Below are 15,399 nucleotides of genomic sequence, written 5' to 3'. Positions count from 1 at the left end.
AGTTATCAGTCCTTTTGACTCCCAATGGCTGACTGATTATATCACGACATTTCAATTCAAGTTTTCTCCTACAGCTCACACTGAAATTTAAATGGTATTAAATTTCTTTAACATTTGTTCAGTTCGCTTAACGCTTTAATCAACTACATTTGAATCATACAAAACAGAGAAGTTTTTTCATAGGTTAGATTTTAGGTTAGTAATTAGTGGTTAGAGAAAATCCCAGACTAGTTGGTCTGGGATTTTTCTTTTATACAATGGTATCAAGCAATAAAATTATAATTACTTAACATCAGCTTAAAACAATTCACTGTAAGCAAGCATACATTTGTACTGTAAAAAACGCGAAGTTTTTTTCATAGATTAGTGATTTGGGTTACATTTAGTGGTTAGATTTGAAATCCGGGTGGGGACCCGGATTTTTTTATTAATTTATCTGAACATGAATATGATCATCATGCCTCACCGATCTGCAACCTTGAAACCTAACTCTTTTATCCTCTAATTTTAGCCTCTGCTTCAAATGCGGCTCAATAAACATCTTTGTGAGTTTTCTTTGACTTAAAATAGCATCGATTAAGGCATTGGTTCCACTTTTAGAAAACTTTATATCATCATTAATCCTTCCAAGGGTCATATATTTTGGATAATCATACTGAAAATATCCTTTTTGCAAACAATCTTTGCACTGATCAATCTCATTCCTTAACGGATTTTCAAATACTCCATATCCACTTATAGACTTGCTTTTATTTGCGATTTGTCCATTGATATCTTCATACACCAAACTAAAATCAACCTTACAACCATCGTTATGGCTCAAATGTGGCAACAAAGGAAAACCATCAAAAAATGGAAAACAAGCATCCAAGTATCGAGCCTTTACTTCTGGTTTCTTTTCCTCTAGATTTTGGGAAATATTCTGCAAAAAATCATGGGTTTCAGAAGTAACATAGTTACGATTCAATAATACTGTTGCAAAAGTTGCTGCTTGCAAATTATCATTATTTCTAATCTTCTCCCTTCCAAACCATGGAGCAACAAAAGGAACAATCAGAAAGCTTACTGTGACATATAAAACCATAAAAACCACCAACCTTTTACCCCAAAAAGTTAGCCTAATCTTATTGTTTATAACGACACTAATTAAATAGATCAATCCGCCTATTTGCGTTATAATGGTTAGAAGAACGAATATTATAAATCGACTCAAATATTTTACCAGCTTCATCATTTCTCCAAATACTCCTTTAATCTCTGGTTGATAAAATACTTCCAACCACCTTCACAACTTTCACGTCTGAACTCGGGAACATCACTAGGGAAACTCTCAACACCCGTGGCTGTTACTCTAATTTTGCAACCTTCATTTTCTTCAAATAGTTCATAAGTTACCATGCAACTCCGTCGTACCCTTCATATTCCCATTGGCAAACCAATTTATCTTTTGGAACCACTTCAGTAATTTTCCACAAGTGCATAAACTCTCTTTCGCCAGCATCCACATTAAATTGGGTAGTAAAACCAACTTCTGCCTTATGATCTGGCATCTCAGCGAAGAACCATTTTCGCATTTCATTGGCATCGGTAATGGCTTTCCATACTTCTTCTTTGCTTTTGGTGAAGCTTTGTTCTGTAATTATTGGAGTGTTATCCTTATTCGTCATATGCAAATTTTTATTTACTCCTTTATTCTTAATAGCTAAAGAAAGCTTATTCAATACTTCAACTTAATCTCAATCAACTTCTCAATATCCTTTATTTGAGATTCATCGTTAATTTCAATTCTTACACCTCTGCCTTCGGCATATTTCTTCGCTTTCGATAGATCTGTTTTTATGCTTTCGGCAATATCTGTCTGCATAATTTCATCATAGGCTTTTTGGCCGAAAACAAAAGCCACCAAAAAGCGATTTTCTCTTGGCAAAAAATAAAGAATGGCTCTTTTCTTATCCTTTATGCGAAAGCTCCATCCATAATTTTTACCAGGATAATTCCATTCCTCTATTGCATTGGGGTATTTCTCGTATACCAAATTGTAAATATTATCCCACAAGGGATACAAATCGCCTAATTGATCTCTTACATCATTAAAGGTGGGCTTTATGGTTTTGTCGGGGAAAATGCTAATATCGGTCACAGGTTTGGGTTTATTTAGGATTAGAAATAAAAATAAGTCACATTCACTTTTTGCGTTCATAGTAAGTAACAGGCCCGTCCACATAAGATTGGTTAATGATTAAGGTATCCTTTTTGGTAGAAAAGTAAGACTCTGTTCCCTTATTGATGACCAAAACCAATGTAGAATCACTATTGACATCCATCGAGTTATCTATCCTATACTTTAGTTGGTATGGATACTTGTGACTCAACACCTCATCTCTGTAATACTCCACCGTGTCGTTGGTTTTGAACACAATCTTTTCCTGGTATCCTTCTGATGCGGGCGTAAACTCGCTTCGTGTGCGAGGACTTTCGGTTTTTACCCACTGCCATTCTCCCTGCAGCGATTTGTATGCCTCAGCTAAAGAATCATCTTCCGGTTTTTCATTGGTACAGGCAATCGTTAGGTAAAGTATACCAATAAGGATTATTACAGGTGCAAAAGGTTTTTTTGTGGCATCTTCTTTTGGTATCATACTCAAAGGTTTTGTTGATCCTACTAATTTAAAGCATCTAATTCTTTTATACCAATCGAATAAGTTTCAAATTTTCGTTCTTCCCTTCTTGCCCATTACTACCGCAAGTCTGTGACTTGTGGCTATAACAACGCTATACCAGCACAATATCTATTAATCCTGTCCCATTGGCATAATCAATTGCGCTACTATACTTGTATTCGTGACATTCAACAACAAATCCTTCTTCCACGGGATTATTGTGTAAATAATTTAGTTTCTGATCTAAAATCTTATTATCCGATAATTCAATAGGATTATTGTTCTGTTGCCAAAACTGAATATTTTTGTTGTTCCCATTTTTCTTGCCTGCTCGTTCAAACATCCACAACATCCAATCCCTACGGCTTTCTCTTGGATTCTCTCGAATAGCCTTAATGATTTCCTTTGAGGTATATTTTTTTAGATCTCGAACAATATCCTGCATCTTATCTTGTTTAGTACCAATAATCATATGCACATGACTGGTCATGATTACCCATCCATATACTATTAAGCCTTTATTTTTAATGCAATAATTTATACTATCCACAAGTATGTCTTTGTATTGTGGTCTCACAAATACATCTATCCAATGTACCGTAGCAAAACTTATGAAATACCTGCTTTCCTGATCTCTAAATTTATAATTTCGACTCATTGGTATTTTTTGTTATTACCACAAGTCACATACTTGCGGCAGTTAGGGGGGCCTCTCCCACTATCACACTGCTAGGATTGTCCATTACAACAAAAAACAAGCAGACGATCTAGATTTAATTATTTAAGGTATTTTTACACCATATTCTGGATCAACTTTTATATTAAAGAAAATGTCATATAGATCGGGATTCGTTTTAGAAACCTTTAGTATAAACAAATCACCAGGAGCAATATCATCAGTATAATAAGTTCCAATTTCTATATTTCTTATCTTGATAATAAATTTTTCGCCATTCCAATACTTAAATTTTAAAACATGTTTTCTGGTTGTTGTACCTTTAGGTCTATTTTTCCTATACTCCAACACCTTTGCTACAGCAACGTAGTAACCATTCTGAGCTTCATCTTTCTCTCTTGTATACTGGAATAATATTGCCATTATAGAAATTCCAATAGAAATTCCAATACCTATAAAATGTAGTTTTTTATTTCTTTCCATCTCCCCTCACATATTCATAAATTGAGTAAAAAATTGATTTTGAATCACTTCCTGAAGACCACCCCATAGCTTTCTCAACATTAGTATTAACAAATTGAGACTTAAAAGTATCTACCATCTGTGCGATTAGCATAAACTCGCGCCATCTGGGGTATTCTGAATTTTATTTGTTTAAAGCATTCTCTAAAAACCACATTAAATTCCCCTTAAAATAGAACATCAACAAGGCAATGGAGAAAGCAATAGCTAAAGCAATTCCATTCATTTTCATCTGTTTGGTTGTGGATGCTATATGATATCTTTTTTGCATTACACCTAAATTGATCAACACAAATAGTATTACAGGCAGTACCAATACCCAAAAACTAAACTGAGAATTGGGAGATAAAAGCGGGATTATTCTATAAAACAATATCAACGATGGCAGTATTAATATCAACACAAAACCAATAGGCTTGCGTATGAATACACCTGTTATGGCAAGCATGCAAACAATGGGATCGAAAAGTAAGTTTGATCTCAAGATGATCATAGGGTTTGCAAATAGCTCTTTCACAGAATAAAAAGCTCGCACATAATTTACCTGTTCGTAAATTCCCACTCCCAATTTCATTAACATTAAAATTAATACAAGGGCAACAATTAAATTTTCTATAATTTTTGTTCTATCCATTTCGTTATAAGCATAAGTTACAGACTTGTGGCAGTTATCGACGTATTATTTTCAACTTCTTATAAATCGGCGAACATGAAAAATCATCATGGTCCGAAAACTTGTAACCTTTAATAATTAAAGTTTCATTATCCATCCACATCAACTGCTCAGGTGCCCATCCAGGATCAAATCTCCAAATTTCATTTAGTTGCTTCTCTTTATTCCGCTCAAAAAGTTGGAATCCATTATCGCTATAACCCGCTTCTATATCATCATTAATACTCATTAGAAGTTCTCTACTTTTATTAAAAAACACACGCCCAATCGTATACTGCTTTTCTCCTGTTAATTTATTTAATAGAAAGTAGTTATTACCTTCAAACCATTGTACCCTAAACAAATAATAATCCTCAAATGCTTTTTCAAAAGTATATTCCGCTTCTTCCAATGTATCATTAGCTACCAGCCTAATATCCCTACCAGACTCTAACAAAACTATTCTATCTTGATTTTCAATTCTAACAGGAATATTAAACTTTGTAATTTGATATTTTTCAATCGCCTTTGCTTCAGCATGTCTGTTGCTAAAATTTTGAATTATGGAATCTATGACAGCCTGATCTTCAAAATATTCTTGAATTTTCATTGAATCACAATCAACAATTTCAATTCTCCAATCAGCCAATTCAATGATTTGCCTCTTACCTTGCCCAATTGAATTATTAAAAGAAAGCATTACTAATAAAAGAATAAGCATGCTTCTTGATTTAAGTAGTTGTTTCATCGTATCTTTTGTTTAGTACAGAGAATCGTTTAATTAGGCTAAAAGATCTTTTAGCATTTTTTTACTTCGGTATAAATTAATTTGAAACGCTAGCAAATAAAATACATATAAGAAGGTTATCATTCCAAATATCAAAAAGAAAGTAGGTTTTGATGTACCTGTAAACATGTATATCACATAGGCTGCAGCATTCATTAGTCCAATCACTGCACTTAAAAATGTAAAGAATATCCAGACATGTGTGTTTAATTTGAATTTACATTCTATGGCAACCCCATCTTGATTTCGTTTCATATTTCCATTCACAATTAATGTAAAGTGATTAAAAGCAGTTTGATTTTCTTCTATCCTGAATGATTCTTCTCCCACTTCTCCCTCAAACCTCTTGCCTATAAACCAGTTCAAGAATTTATTCGTTCCCGAATCTTCATTAATGAGCCTTGAGATAATTCTTTTTACTTCATCACTATTGTAAGGTGATTTTATAAGAGATTTATGGTATGGGACTAAATACATTATCATTAAGTTGTTGAATGAGCACTAAATTTAACAATTCCCCCTTATCCATTCCTCATCATTTTATAAAACTTTTGCTAGAATTATTATAAATAACCGACCTCTTGTGTCAACACAATTGCCTTCTTGTTTATACAACAAATGAGCTAGTCATAAAATTCTCCTGTCTAAGTATGAAATTTAAACGATCGAGTCAATTGTTTCATGCTCTTAGTCATTAAAACACTTGTGCGAGTCAAGATTATTGCTGTCTTGTCTGACTCGGATGGGTATATTCATGACTCAGATGGGTATATTGTTGACTCGGACGCCAATTTTAGTGACTCGGAAGGATATATCTGTGACTCAAACGGGTATTCTGTTGACTCGGATGGGTAGTTGAGTGACAAGACGACTATTTTAGTGACTCGGATCGGTATATACTGGGATACAAGAGTTTTTACTTTACTAAATATTACAAAAAAAGCTCCACTTGCAGGTGGAGCTCATAACAATGTAACAGAAAACTAACTTTCTTGGTCTGCTGTTACCTCTGCTTTTCTGTATTCGGAATTCTTTTTTTTCCAATACTTGCTCTGGTAGCGTTTTAGCTTCTTTTCATCTTTTCTGAAAAGATATTTGCCTGCTGCACGTAGCTCATCCAATCCTTCTTTAAGATAGGTGTAAGCTTTATCGCGTAACAACTTGGCCTCGCTACCACTTAAACGATTTTCGTTGGCAATGGCCAGTGCTTTTGAGGCATCAACACCCAACTTCTCCAAATCATCCAATTTGGTAAGGTCGTAGTTAATGGCTTGCAATGGCTCGGGATGCTTTCTTCCCAACACTACCAAATCGCTTGCATCTTGCAAGGAATCGGCATGGGTATTTCCATCGTCAATATCAGAAATGGCATCCAACACACTCTTATCATTTCGATAAGCATACTTAAAAGTATGAATGGTGTCGAACTTTGCCTCGTTAAGCTGCTCTCTTAAAGCTGCCCAATCTTCCTCGGCATTATTGGCACAATGGTTTTCTTCCAACCAAAGCGACTCGGTTTCCTGGCATGCGCCTGCTCTTAGCTCCAAATTATCCGTTTTTTCCGACGTATAATTTATGGTAGCCAAAGCATCAGCATCAACACGTGCACATCGTACCGTGTCGTAGGTTTCACGAACCAAAATGTTTACCGGAACCGTAATTGCAATCACCCTATCGTTAGGCATTGTCGAAATTGTTGGCTTTAATACTTCTAAAGCCTTTTCTTCATCCATTTTTTAACAAGTTTTAGTTTTATAAATGTTTGTTGTAGTAACTTCTGTATAAAGAAGTAATGAGAGGGTGGTTTGTATACAACATTGTCCGCAGGCAATATTGTTTGTGCGCTTGGTACTATCGAATAAAGAATTTTATTGACACTCTTTACTTTACAATAGTATAGTTAAAGCTAAACATTTTAATTAACACCATAATGTTAAAAAATCTTAAAATATAACTCATACCCAAAGAGCATTGCATGTGAATTTTTAAATTTTCGCTCAAAATTGTAAATTCGCTACGCTGTTAAAAAGAGAAGCATCACCTTGATTCCCTCGAAAAAAGACGGCGAATAAAAATTCAAGTTTTAATCCCTAAATAAAATTTAAACACATGAAAAGGAGTAGTATCATTCTTGCTTTCTTAGCTGTTATTGTAATTTTTAGTGCATGTAATAAAGTACCTCGATCAGGTAAATTAAAGTTTAAGAACAGTATTGATAGTGTAAGCTATGCATTGGGTTATATCGAAGCGGATAACTACAAGAAAAGTTTCGATCGCGTGCCTTTCCAAATGGATACTGCCGCTATGGTTGAGTTTGCCAAAGCTGTGGCCAAAACAAAACTATCGGAAAGATATGTGGAGTTTAGAAAGAATCAGTTCGAAGACTTAAACGAGGATATTTTTTACAAAGGATTTCTGAACGAGTTGGCATATGGCAAATCGTATTTTACAAAGATGAGTGCTGATATCTATTTAAGAAAGATTTTTGAACAGAATAAAGCCAAAAAAGATTCTCTTAAAAAAGAGGAAGGATTAGCCAACCTGGCCAAAGGAAAAAAGTTTTTAGAAGAAAATAAAGCTCGCAAAGGTGTAATCGAAACCGAAAGTGGCTTACAATACGAAATTATTAAAGAAGGTACTGGTAAAATTGCCACGTTTAACGATCGAGTAAAATGTGTTTACCATGGAACTTTAATTGATGGTACGGTTTTCGATAGCTCGAAAGAACGTGGCGACACTACTGCTTTTGGTGTAAATCGTGTAATTAAAGGTTGGACCGAAGCGCTACAATTAATGCCTGAAGGATCGGAATGGAAATTGTTCGTACCTGCTAACCTGGCTTACGGTGAAAATGGAAACAAAAAAATTGGTCCAAACGAAACTTTGATTTTCGATATCAACCTGGTTGAAGTAGTTGAAAAGGAAACGAAGAAGTAATTCGATAAAATATAAGATGTTGATGGAAGGGATGCCGATTGGTGTCCCTTTTTTAATGAATAATTGGCAATGTGGAATTAAAATTCTTTTCATATTCGACTTTATTCTCTAGCCGGATAGTTCTTCCTTTTTATTCATTCATAATTTCACGGGCATTCATATTCTCGCATAGCTCGGTTCTATTGATGAGAAAGGAAGCAAAAAATCTAGGGCGTGTAAGCACAAACTTATTCTATCTGAAAAGCTACTCTTTATACACAAATTAGGAATAACTATTTTGATTAGATAATGATGAATTATTTATAGTATTTGCATGTTGAGTGTTTCCCTTTTAGGGAAACTGTCGACAGACTAAAGGGTGAGAAAAAATAATTTCACCCAAAATGCACCCTTCTCCCTGTCGGGATCTCCCCTAAAAGGAGAACTTAAAATTAAACGATTACCCATCTAATTCTCCGTAGAATTAAATTCAGGAAAATAAATGTGTATAAAGAGTAGCTCTTTGAGGAGAAGGGGCTAGGGGTTGAGGTAAAGATTATTGCAACTAATATTTTGCTCCTACAGAGCACCCCTCCCATCATGAAAATTCATATCATATTCCACTATTAAACTTTTGCACTATTCTACCTTTCTACTTTTCCACCTTTCAAGTGACAAAGGAAAAGAAAGTGCTTAATTGGACGGTTTGACTGTTCGACTATTCAACTGTTGGACATTCTTTTACTATTAAAATAGAACTTTTACTATAAAAATAGTAGGATTTAAAAATCATTCTACTATATTTGTAGTAGAATTATAATCGAAATTGTATATGGATATCAAATCACTTACCAAAGCAGAAGAGCAAATCATGCAGATTTTATGGCAGTTACAAGATGGAACTGTAAAAGAAGTAATCGAAAATTTTAAAGATTCTAAACCTGCTTACACTACTGTAGCAACCGTTTTAAGCGTGTTAGAAAAGAAAGGATTTGTAGAACATCATAAGGTGGGAAACACAAAAGTGTTTACTCCTATGGTAAGTAAAACTGATTATACCAAAGTACAATTCTCGTCGCTCCTACGAAATTACTTTAATGGTTCGTTTCCGAAAATGGCAAGCTTTTTTGCCCGCGAAAACGATTTGGACATCTCCGACCTGGAAAATATCATGAAGCAAGCCGAAGAGGAAATGAAACAAGATCACGATAAAAATGAATAATATGAATGTTTATTTTGACTTTCTGATAAAAGCATCGGTCAGCATAGGCATCATGTATGTTCTGTACTGGTTGTTGTTACGCAATTTAACCCACTTTAAGGCCAACCGATATTTTCTGCTGGCAAGTGTGATTCTGGCAGTAATCTGTGCCGCATTTCCTGTTCGGTATGAAGTATTAATGTCGGCACCACTGCAGGTAATGCAAAGTTCTGAATTTGCAGATCAATTTCAACGCAAAATCAGCAATACCACAATTGTACAAGAGGAAAGCTTCCCATTTGGAATTTGGGAGTTTCTATTGGGCGCATACCTAATCGGCTTTGTTATGGTCTTGCTTCGCCTGATTGTTCAATCGTGGAAACCCGTACAAATTATTTTGCGAACCAATCCGAAAAAAATCGACGATTACCTGTTGCATGAGAATACGGTTTATAAAATGCCATTCTCATTCTTTAACAGGATTTTAATTCATCCCGAATATTTTAAACAAAACGAGATAAATGACATTTTAACTCATGAAAAAGTGCACATTCAAGAGCGTCATTGGATCGATTTGTTCATTATAGAGCTGTTAACAGTGTTTTTTTGGTTCAACCCATTTATTTGGCTGTTTGAACGTGCTATTAAACAAAACCACGAATACCTGGCCGACAAAGGTGTATTATCCCGGGGCCAATCACCAGTCAGGTATCAGGCTTTATTAATTAACCAGCTAATGGGCACAAAAGTTATTGGCATGGCCAATCATCTGAATTTTGCCCTCGGCCCAACCCGATTTAAAATGATGACGAAAGAAAAATGTTCGAAACGAAAATTGTACCGAATGATTTGGCTTCTGCCGGTATTGGCATTATTGATGTACTCTTTTGCTCAGCCTGAGTATAAGGTGCAGGCACAAGAAAAGAAAGAAACCAAAACTGTTACCATTCCTGACAACAAGGAGTTGGAACACACTTTAGCAGATGGTACAGTGGTTACCATTAACGGAGGAACCACTCTTACTTATCCTGTAAAATCTACAAAGAACAAAGAAGAGGTAACAAAGGATGATAAAACAAACTTTGATGTAAGCGATTCTAAGGTTCCTTTTAAAGTGAAAAACAAGAAAGGAAATATCAATACACTTTCTAATGTTGAAAAGCCTAAAACAAGCAAAAAAGTTCCTGCTAGAATTAAAGGTACAGTAAAGGATGAAAAGGGAAATCCTATTCAGGGTGCCTCAGTTATTCTAAAAGGAAGTAAAGAGGGAAGCATTACCGATTCTGAAGGAAATTATGAATTCGAATTGCCTGCTGAAGGAGAGCATGGACTAATCGCTATGCATGCTGGTTACGAAATGGTAAGTAATACCATTAATTTAAAATCAACAAAAGGTGCTGATTGGAAACATGATTTTATTATGACAGCCGTTGACTCTAATGATAAAAAAGACAAGCAAAAAGTGTTTAAAGCATATGGAACTGTTGTAGATGAAGCAGGAAACCCAATGCCTGGAGCTGCTATTATTGTACAGGGAACAACTTTAGGAACGGTTGCTGATAGGGATGGAACTTTTAAATTGGAAATTCCAACCAATAAAGATTGGGGTCTTATAGTATCATTTGTAGGCTATAGAACTATTAGTAATAAGGTTGAACTTAAAGGTGATAAAACCGATCTTAAGTTTGAATTTGTGTTAAAACGTGAGGTTATTAAAATTTCATCAAAGGATTTAAAGAACGCAGGAGATGTTCCTCCTCCACCACCACCACCAGCTCCACAAATGGAAAAGTCGGATGAACCTGTTTTTGTAATAGTTGAAGACATGCCGCAATATCCACAAGGATTTTATGGACTGGCACAACATGTAAAAAAACAATCTGCCAAAATCAAGGAAAGTTTCTTCTTCGAAGGTAAAACGTTAAAAGGAAATGCTACTATTGGTTTTACTGTAAACCCTAAAGGAGAAGTAAGCAATATTCAAATCCTTAAAAAATCGAATGAGGTAGCAGCCGAAGCTGCACAAATTATTGCTTCGAAAATGGAGGCTTGGAAACCAGGTTCTCAGCGAGGCAAAAAAGTACCTGTTGATTTTGCAATGGAACTAGAGTTCTAAACCAAAAACGATTTCGATATTATTCTAAAAAAGTGCTGTTATACACTACTAAACTAGTGTTAACAGCACTTTTTATATTTTTCGATTTGACATTCGTCTTTATTAGGCCTTTATCAAACTCTCTAACTTCTCTACCAATACTGATCCAGGCACCACTCCTACTGATTTGTCCACAATTTCAGATTTCTTTACAAAAAACAATGTTGGAATACTTCCCACCTGGTACTTGGTTCTTAAATCGGGGAATTTATGCACATCCACTTTTTGGAACTCTACTTTCCCTTCATAATCCCCTGCTAGTTTTTCTACAATTGGCATTAATGTCTGACATGGTGGACAAGTCTCGGCGTAAAAATCTATTAAGATGGCATGTTCTTTCTTCAATAGATTCTCTAATTCCTTTGCGTTTTCTATTTCTTTCATTATTCTAGGTTAAATGTTTCAAATCCATTAATCTGGCTTACAAATATGCCAAAACTTTATGCTTTGTTCATTGTTGAATATTCCCTAAAGATTGTCAATTTTTCCTTTCGCCTGATTTAATCCTTAAAATCTCTTTCTATCTTTAGCTGAATCTCAAAATTAACAGAAATGGGAAAAATAAGATGCAAGTGGGCAGGCAACGATCCATTATATTGCGACTATCACGATAATGAATGGGGCGTGCCACTCCATGATGATCAAATGCTATTTGAATTCTTAATTTTAGAAGGAGCTCAGGCGGGTTTAAGTTGGATCACAGTACTTAGAAAACGTGAAAACTACCGCAAGGCTTTTGATAATTTCGATCCGAATATCGTAGCCAAATACGATCAAAAAAAGGTGGATGAACTGCTCCAGAATGAAGGAATCATCAGGAATAAATTGAAAATAAATTCAGCCATTAAAAATGCCAAGGCTTTTCTTAAGGTTCAAGCAGAGTTCGGCAGTTTCGACAAGTACATTTGGAGCTTTACAGGTGGTAAAACCATTAAAAATGCATGGAAGAACTTGTCAGAAGTACCTGCACTTACCAATGAAGCTACTGCCATGAGTAAAGATTTAAAGAAGCGAGGCTTTAATTTTGTGGGGCCAACCATTTGCTATGCTTTTATGCAGGCAACTGGTATGGTTAACGATCATACAACCGATTGTTTTAAATACAATACAGAATAAAAAAAAAAGGATGTCCAAAAAGTAAGTTCCAAGCTTGTGGTATCATATTGAAATATTTTATTCTCAAATCCAAAGACTCTTAATTACACTCAGAATAACAATAAGGTTCAACTTTTTGGACTCCCTCATATTTTTTAGGATTTAAAAGTAATTGGAACCGTATAGGAACAATGAACCGGCTTTCCTTTTTCTTTTCCCGGACTCCATGTTGGCATACCTTTCACTAGTTCCAATGCAATTGCATCAACTTCTTTATTTCCGGATCCTCTTGTAATGCATACATTATCAATTTTACCTTCTTTCGTTATAATAAAGGTCACAAAACACCTCTGTCCTGTAATATATTTAGAATCTAATTCACTCATTTTTTGCTTCAAATATCGTTGCATATTGTCAATCCCACCTTTAAACTTTGGCATCTCCTCTACAATTACATAAACATGTTCTCCTTTGTACTTTTGGGGCGACTTGCGTTTCAAATTCGTTTCACTAAACTTAATATCTCCCTTAGTCACATCACTTTCCTTATCAAGAGCTATTTTTAGAAAGTAACCTTTTTCTGTTTTTTCTCCTTTCAACACAAAGTCTTTAACCGCTATATTTTTTGTTTGTAAAGACACGAACGAAACATTTATGCTTGCACTTTTTGCAGCACTAATTTCAAATTTACCATAACGATTAGTAACTGTGCCATAAGTTGTACCTTTGACAATTACAGTTGCTCCAGGAATAGGTTTACCATCAATTGCAAGAACAACACCTGTTATTTTCACATTCTCCTGATTAGATACTGCTGCAACTTCATAGGAATCAGCATATACTTTCTCAATTTTTAAATTAAAGATTACTACTGCTAAAATTACCGGCAGCATAACTAGTAACTTAAAGCGTCTGTTTTTTGAACTTTTATCTTTTGACATCATAATCATTCGTTTTTTATTAATGGAATAATTAAAGTTGTTGGCTAAACCAACCACTTCGGCTCCCATTAGTTGATTAATTAATAGTGCCTGATACTGTCCAATGCTAAAGCCGCGCGCTATAACTTCATCATCAGCCAATAATTCATGCGTTTGTTTTATTGCGATTTGAAAAAGCCATACAAATGGGTTAACCCAAAATATAATGCTTAAAATTTCAACCAAAAGCAGATCGATCCAGTGCTTTTGAAGTGCATGAACTTTTTCGTGTATAAATATGTTTCTCAATGCTTCGTTTTCGAACTCTTCTCTGCTGATCACGACATAGCCAAAAAAGCTAAAAGCGGGTATTTTCTCATCAAGGAGTATTACTTTACAGTTATCTTTCACGATAAACTCCTTTCCTTTAATCATACTCCATATCTGCCAAACCTTTATGCTGCTTCTTATCAACAGCACCAGAGAAATGCTTAAATATATTCTCATTAAAAGCTGAGGAATATCGTAACTCGTTCTATTTTCTGATATTCCTTCTGGTATTGTTCCAGTTATCCATTTATCAACAGATAAGTCATTTAAAACATTTACTGATGATGCTTCAACAAGCACTGTATAAGGAATTTTTACAAGAGGAAGAAAAACTGCAAGAACTATACTCAGCATTAGAAACCACCTGATTTCGATAAAAAACCTTTCGTTTCTTAAAAACAGGAAATACAAGACATAAAAAACTGCCAGAATTCCTGAGGACTGCATTAAATAATGGAAGAATTCATTCATATCTATTTCTCCTTCTCAATTTGTTCTTTTGCGATCTTTATCATCTCTTCCAACTCCTGAATGCTTAGCTTGTTATCCTTTGCAAAAAAGGATGCCATTCGAGAAAATGAGCCATTAAAATAATTTTTCACCAAAGCCCCTGCTTTAAAACCTGAATAATCTTCTTTCGAAATTTTAACCGCAAACAAATGGGATTTCCCAGCTGGAATTTTATCTGCAAATCCCTTCTTCTCTAATGCATTCATCACTGTTGCAACAGTTGTATATGCTGGCTTTGGATCTGGAAAGTGTAAAACCACCTCTCTTACATTGGCTTCTTTTAATTCCCATAATATCTGCATCACTTGCTCTTCAGCTTTGGTCAACTCCTTCATCTTAACATTTACTTTTAGATTAATCTACTACAAACTTAGTACTAATTTTTTAGTAGACAAATTTATTTACTAAAAATTTAGTAGATAAACTTATTTTTAAACTGTAAGTATTGATAAATGCAAGCTATTTTGCTAACTATGCAAAAAAAATTGAGCATGGAAACTTTTGAATTATCTAAAGAATCATACACCCTTTGGGATCGAATTAAAAAAGAATTGTCGCTCTTGATTCTACTTGTGGCTATACTTCTATTTTTTGTAGGATTTAAAGTTGTATACTTTACTTCTGTAATTGTAATGTATTCACTATTGTTATTGCTCAAACGCAATCGAATTGTTACATCCATATCCTTTGATGATCAAAAACAAGAACTCAATATAGACTATTACTATTTCATCTTTATTAAAGGAAAAGAAAGGATCCCCTACTCCAAACTAAATTATAAATTGAGCATGAAACGATTTGGTTTTGGTGCTGCAACTCAAACCCTGGAAATATTTAAAGGTAAAATACTGTCTGCTGAACTCCGAAAAGATGGAAAATGGAGTTGGCCTGAGGATAAAACGAATGTCATCTGCGATAAATTATCAACAATTCAGAATTTAAACTAGGATTAATTTCTTTTAAGGTATAATTCTT

Annotated in this window: 19 protein-coding genes; 5 read left to right on the top strand and 14 right to left on the bottom strand. The window is 34.6% G+C overall.

Going from position 1 to position 15,399, the window contains the following annotated elements:
* Window positions 1–427: 427 nt before the first annotated feature.
* From JCM15579_RS12240 to JCM15579_RS12195, 11 genes are all read right to left on the bottom strand, one after another.
* Window positions 428–1,279, bottom strand: coding sequence for a hypothetical protein (locus JCM15579_RS12240; protein ID WP_218186160.1), 852 nt, complete (start codon window positions 1,277–1,279; stop codon window positions 428–430).
* Complete coding sequence (locus JCM15579_RS22320) at window positions 1,231–1,398, bottom strand: SRPBCC domain-containing protein (RefSeq protein ID WP_218186159.1); 168 nt, start codon at window positions 1,396–1,398, stop codon at window positions 1,231–1,233. The genes JCM15579_RS12240 and JCM15579_RS22320 overlap by 49 nt, the downstream gene beginning before the upstream one ends.
* On the bottom strand, window positions 1,392–1,667 hold the full coding sequence (locus tag JCM15579_RS20850) for an SRPBCC family protein (RefSeq protein ID WP_054720518.1): 276 nt from the start codon (window positions 1,665–1,667) through the stop codon (window positions 1,392–1,394). Before JCM15579_RS20850 ends, JCM15579_RS22320 begins: the two co-directional genes overlap by 7 nt.
* Window positions 1,668–1,717: 50 nt before the next feature.
* Entirely contained in the window at window positions 1,718–2,140 is a 423-nt protein-coding gene (locus JCM15579_RS12230) for a DUF3788 domain-containing protein (RefSeq protein ID WP_172677426.1), read from the bottom strand.
* Between the two features lie 43 nt (window positions 2,141–2,183).
* The gene (locus tag JCM15579_RS12225; protein WP_054720511.1) at window positions 2,184–2,639 is read right to left on the bottom strand and encodes a hypothetical protein; all 456 of its coding nucleotides are present in this window, start codon (window positions 2,637–2,639) and stop codon (window positions 2,184–2,186) included.
* 133 nt (window positions 2,640–2,772) lie between these two features.
* Window positions 2,773–3,318: an REP-associated tyrosine transposase gene (locus tag JCM15579_RS12220; RefSeq protein ID WP_054720509.1), complete on the bottom strand. Its 546-nt coding sequence runs from the start codon at window positions 3,316–3,318 to the stop codon at window positions 2,773–2,775.
* A gap of 123 nt (window positions 3,319–3,441) precedes the next feature.
* Window positions 3,442–3,819: a hypothetical protein gene (locus JCM15579_RS12215; protein WP_054720507.1), complete on the bottom strand. Its 378-nt coding sequence runs from the start codon at window positions 3,817–3,819 to the stop codon at window positions 3,442–3,444.
* A 163-nt stretch (window positions 3,820–3,982) separates the two neighbouring features.
* A complete protein-coding gene (locus tag JCM15579_RS12210; RefSeq protein ID WP_157471453.1) occupies window positions 3,983–4,432 on the bottom strand; it encodes a hypothetical protein in 450 nt (149 codons plus the stop codon).
* Between the two features lie 94 nt (window positions 4,433–4,526).
* Window positions 4,527–5,258 carry a hypothetical protein gene (locus JCM15579_RS12205; RefSeq protein WP_054720503.1) on the bottom strand — a complete coding sequence of 244 codons (732 nt, stop codon included), beginning with the start codon at window positions 5,256–5,258 and terminating at the stop codon, window positions 4,527–4,529.
* Between the two features lie 33 nt (window positions 5,259–5,291).
* Window positions 5,292–5,780: a hypothetical protein gene (locus tag JCM15579_RS12200; RefSeq protein ID WP_054720501.1), complete on the bottom strand. Its 489-nt coding sequence runs from the start codon at window positions 5,778–5,780 to the stop codon at window positions 5,292–5,294.
* A 500-nt stretch (window positions 5,781–6,280) separates the two neighbouring features.
* Complete coding sequence (locus JCM15579_RS12195) at window positions 6,281–7,030, bottom strand: hypothetical protein (protein WP_054720499.1); 750 nt, start codon at window positions 7,028–7,030, stop codon at window positions 6,281–6,283.
* Window positions 7,031–7,406: 376 nt separating this feature from the next.
* Between JCM15579_RS12195 and bamJ the strand changes: the two genes are divergently transcribed.
* The 3 genes from bamJ (at window position 7,407) to JCM15579_RS12180 (ending at window position 11,530) form a co-directional block, all read left to right on the top strand.
* A complete protein-coding gene (bamJ, locus tag JCM15579_RS12190; protein WP_054720497.1) occupies window positions 7,407–8,234 on the top strand; it encodes a BamJ family beta-barrel-assembly machinery protein in 828 nt (275 codons plus the stop codon).
* 811 nt (window positions 8,235–9,045) lie between these two features.
* Window positions 9,046–9,435 carry a BlaI/MecI/CopY family transcriptional regulator gene (locus JCM15579_RS12185; protein WP_054720495.1) on the top strand — a complete coding sequence of 130 codons (390 nt, stop codon included), beginning with the start codon at window positions 9,046–9,048 and terminating at the stop codon, window positions 9,433–9,435.
* Window position 9,436: 1 nt separating this feature from the next.
* Window positions 9,437–11,530 (top strand): carboxypeptidase-like regulatory domain-containing protein, encoded by a 2,094-nt coding sequence (locus tag JCM15579_RS12180; protein WP_054720493.1) that lies wholly within the window; start codon window positions 9,437–9,439, stop codon window positions 11,528–11,530.
* Between the two features lie 102 nt (window positions 11,531–11,632).
* Here the strand turns inward: JCM15579_RS12180 and JCM15579_RS12175 are convergent, their stop codons facing one another.
* Window positions 11,633–11,953, bottom strand: coding sequence for a thioredoxin family protein (locus JCM15579_RS12175; RefSeq protein ID WP_054720491.1), 321 nt, complete (start codon window positions 11,951–11,953; stop codon window positions 11,633–11,635).
* Between the two features lie 168 nt (window positions 11,954–12,121).
* Here JCM15579_RS12175 and JCM15579_RS12170 point away from each other — a divergent pair, with 168 nt between their 5' ends.
* Window positions 12,122–12,685 (top strand): DNA-3-methyladenine glycosylase I, encoded by a 564-nt coding sequence (locus JCM15579_RS12170; protein WP_054720490.1) that lies wholly within the window; start codon window positions 12,122–12,124, stop codon window positions 12,683–12,685.
* Between the two features lie 134 nt (window positions 12,686–12,819).
* Here JCM15579_RS12170 and JCM15579_RS12165 read toward each other — a convergent pair whose 3' ends face one another.
* Window positions 12,820–14,385: a M56 family metallopeptidase gene (locus tag JCM15579_RS12165; protein ID WP_054720489.1), complete on the bottom strand. Its 1,566-nt coding sequence runs from the start codon at window positions 14,383–14,385 to the stop codon at window positions 12,820–12,822.
* A gap of 2 nt (window positions 14,386–14,387) precedes the next feature.
* A complete protein-coding gene (locus JCM15579_RS12160; RefSeq protein WP_054720487.1) occupies window positions 14,388–14,759 on the bottom strand; it encodes a BlaI/MecI/CopY family transcriptional regulator in 372 nt (123 codons plus the stop codon).
* Window positions 14,760–14,915: 156 nt separating this feature from the next.
* Here JCM15579_RS12160 and JCM15579_RS12155 point away from each other — a divergent pair, with 156 nt between their 5' ends.
* Window positions 14,916–15,371, top strand: coding sequence for a hypothetical protein (locus JCM15579_RS12155; RefSeq protein WP_157471452.1), 456 nt, complete (start codon window positions 14,916–14,918; stop codon window positions 15,369–15,371).
* The last annotated feature ends 28 nt before the right edge of the window (window positions 15,372–15,399 follow it).

The sequence above is a fragment of the Marinifilum fragile JCM 15579 genome, from assembly GCF_001310955.1.
Taxonomy (GTDB): Bacteria; Bacteroidota; Bacteroidia; order Bacteroidales; family Marinifilaceae; genus Marinifilum; species Marinifilum fragile.
The sequence above is the reverse complement of the archived record's forward strand: the minus strand, read 5'-3'. Positions and strand labels throughout refer to the sequence as shown.

Excerpts from the sequence above, each read along its gene's own strand:
- JCM15579_RS22320 (WP_218186159.1), bottom strand. The coding sequence starts at position 1,398 with ATGGTAACTTATGAACTATTTGAAGAAAATGAAGGTTGCAAAATTAGA.
- JCM15579_RS20850 (WP_054720518.1), bottom strand. The coding sequence starts at position 1,667 with ATGACGAATAAGGATAACACTCCAATAATTACAGAACAAAGCTTCACC.
- JCM15579_RS12225 (WP_054720511.1), bottom strand. The coding sequence starts at position 2,639 with ATGATACCAAAAGAAGATGCCACAAAAAAACCTTTTGCACCTGTAATA.
- JCM15579_RS12220 (WP_054720509.1), bottom strand. The coding sequence starts at position 3,318 with ATGAGTCGAAATTATAAATTTAGAGATCAGGAAAGCAGGTATTTCATA.
- JCM15579_RS12215 (WP_054720507.1), bottom strand. The coding sequence starts at position 3,819 with ATGGAAAGAAATAAAAAACTACATTTTATAGGTATTGGAATTTCTATT.
- JCM15579_RS12210 (WP_157471453.1), bottom strand. The coding sequence starts at position 4,432 with ATGAAATTGGGAGTGGGAATTTACGAACAGGTAAATTATGTGCGAGCT.
- JCM15579_RS12205 (WP_054720503.1), bottom strand. The coding sequence starts at position 5,258 with ATGAAACAACTACTTAAATCAAGAAGCATGCTTATTCTTTTATTAGTA.
- JCM15579_RS12200 (WP_054720501.1), bottom strand. The coding sequence starts at position 5,780 with ATGATAATGTATTTAGTCCCATACCATAAATCTCTTATAAAATCACCT.
- JCM15579_RS12195 (WP_054720499.1), bottom strand. The coding sequence starts at position 7,030 with ATGGATGAAGAAAAGGCTTTAGAAGTATTAAAGCCAACAATTTCGACA.
- bamJ (WP_054720497.1), top strand. The coding sequence starts at position 7,407 with ATGAAAAGGAGTAGTATCATTCTTGCTTTCTTAGCTGTTATTGTAATT.
- JCM15579_RS12185 (WP_054720495.1), top strand. The coding sequence starts at position 9,046 with ATGGATATCAAATCACTTACCAAAGCAGAAGAGCAAATCATGCAGATT.
- JCM15579_RS12180 (WP_054720493.1), top strand. The coding sequence starts at position 9,437 with ATGAATGTTTATTTTGACTTTCTGATAAAAGCATCGGTCAGCATAGGC.
- JCM15579_RS12175 (WP_054720491.1), bottom strand. The coding sequence starts at position 11,953 with ATGAAAGAAATAGAAAACGCAAAGGAATTAGAGAATCTATTGAAGAAA.
- JCM15579_RS12170 (WP_054720490.1), top strand. The coding sequence starts at position 12,122 with ATGGGAAAAATAAGATGCAAGTGGGCAGGCAACGATCCATTATATTGC.
- JCM15579_RS12165 (WP_054720489.1), bottom strand. The coding sequence starts at position 14,385 with ATGAATGAATTCTTCCATTATTTAATGCAGTCCTCAGGAATTCTGGCA.
- JCM15579_RS12160 (WP_054720487.1), bottom strand. The coding sequence starts at position 14,759 with ATGAAGGAGTTGACCAAAGCTGAAGAGCAAGTGATGCAGATATTATGG.
- JCM15579_RS12155 (WP_157471452.1), top strand. The coding sequence starts at position 14,916 with ATGGAAACTTTTGAATTATCTAAAGAATCATACACCCTTTGGGATCGA.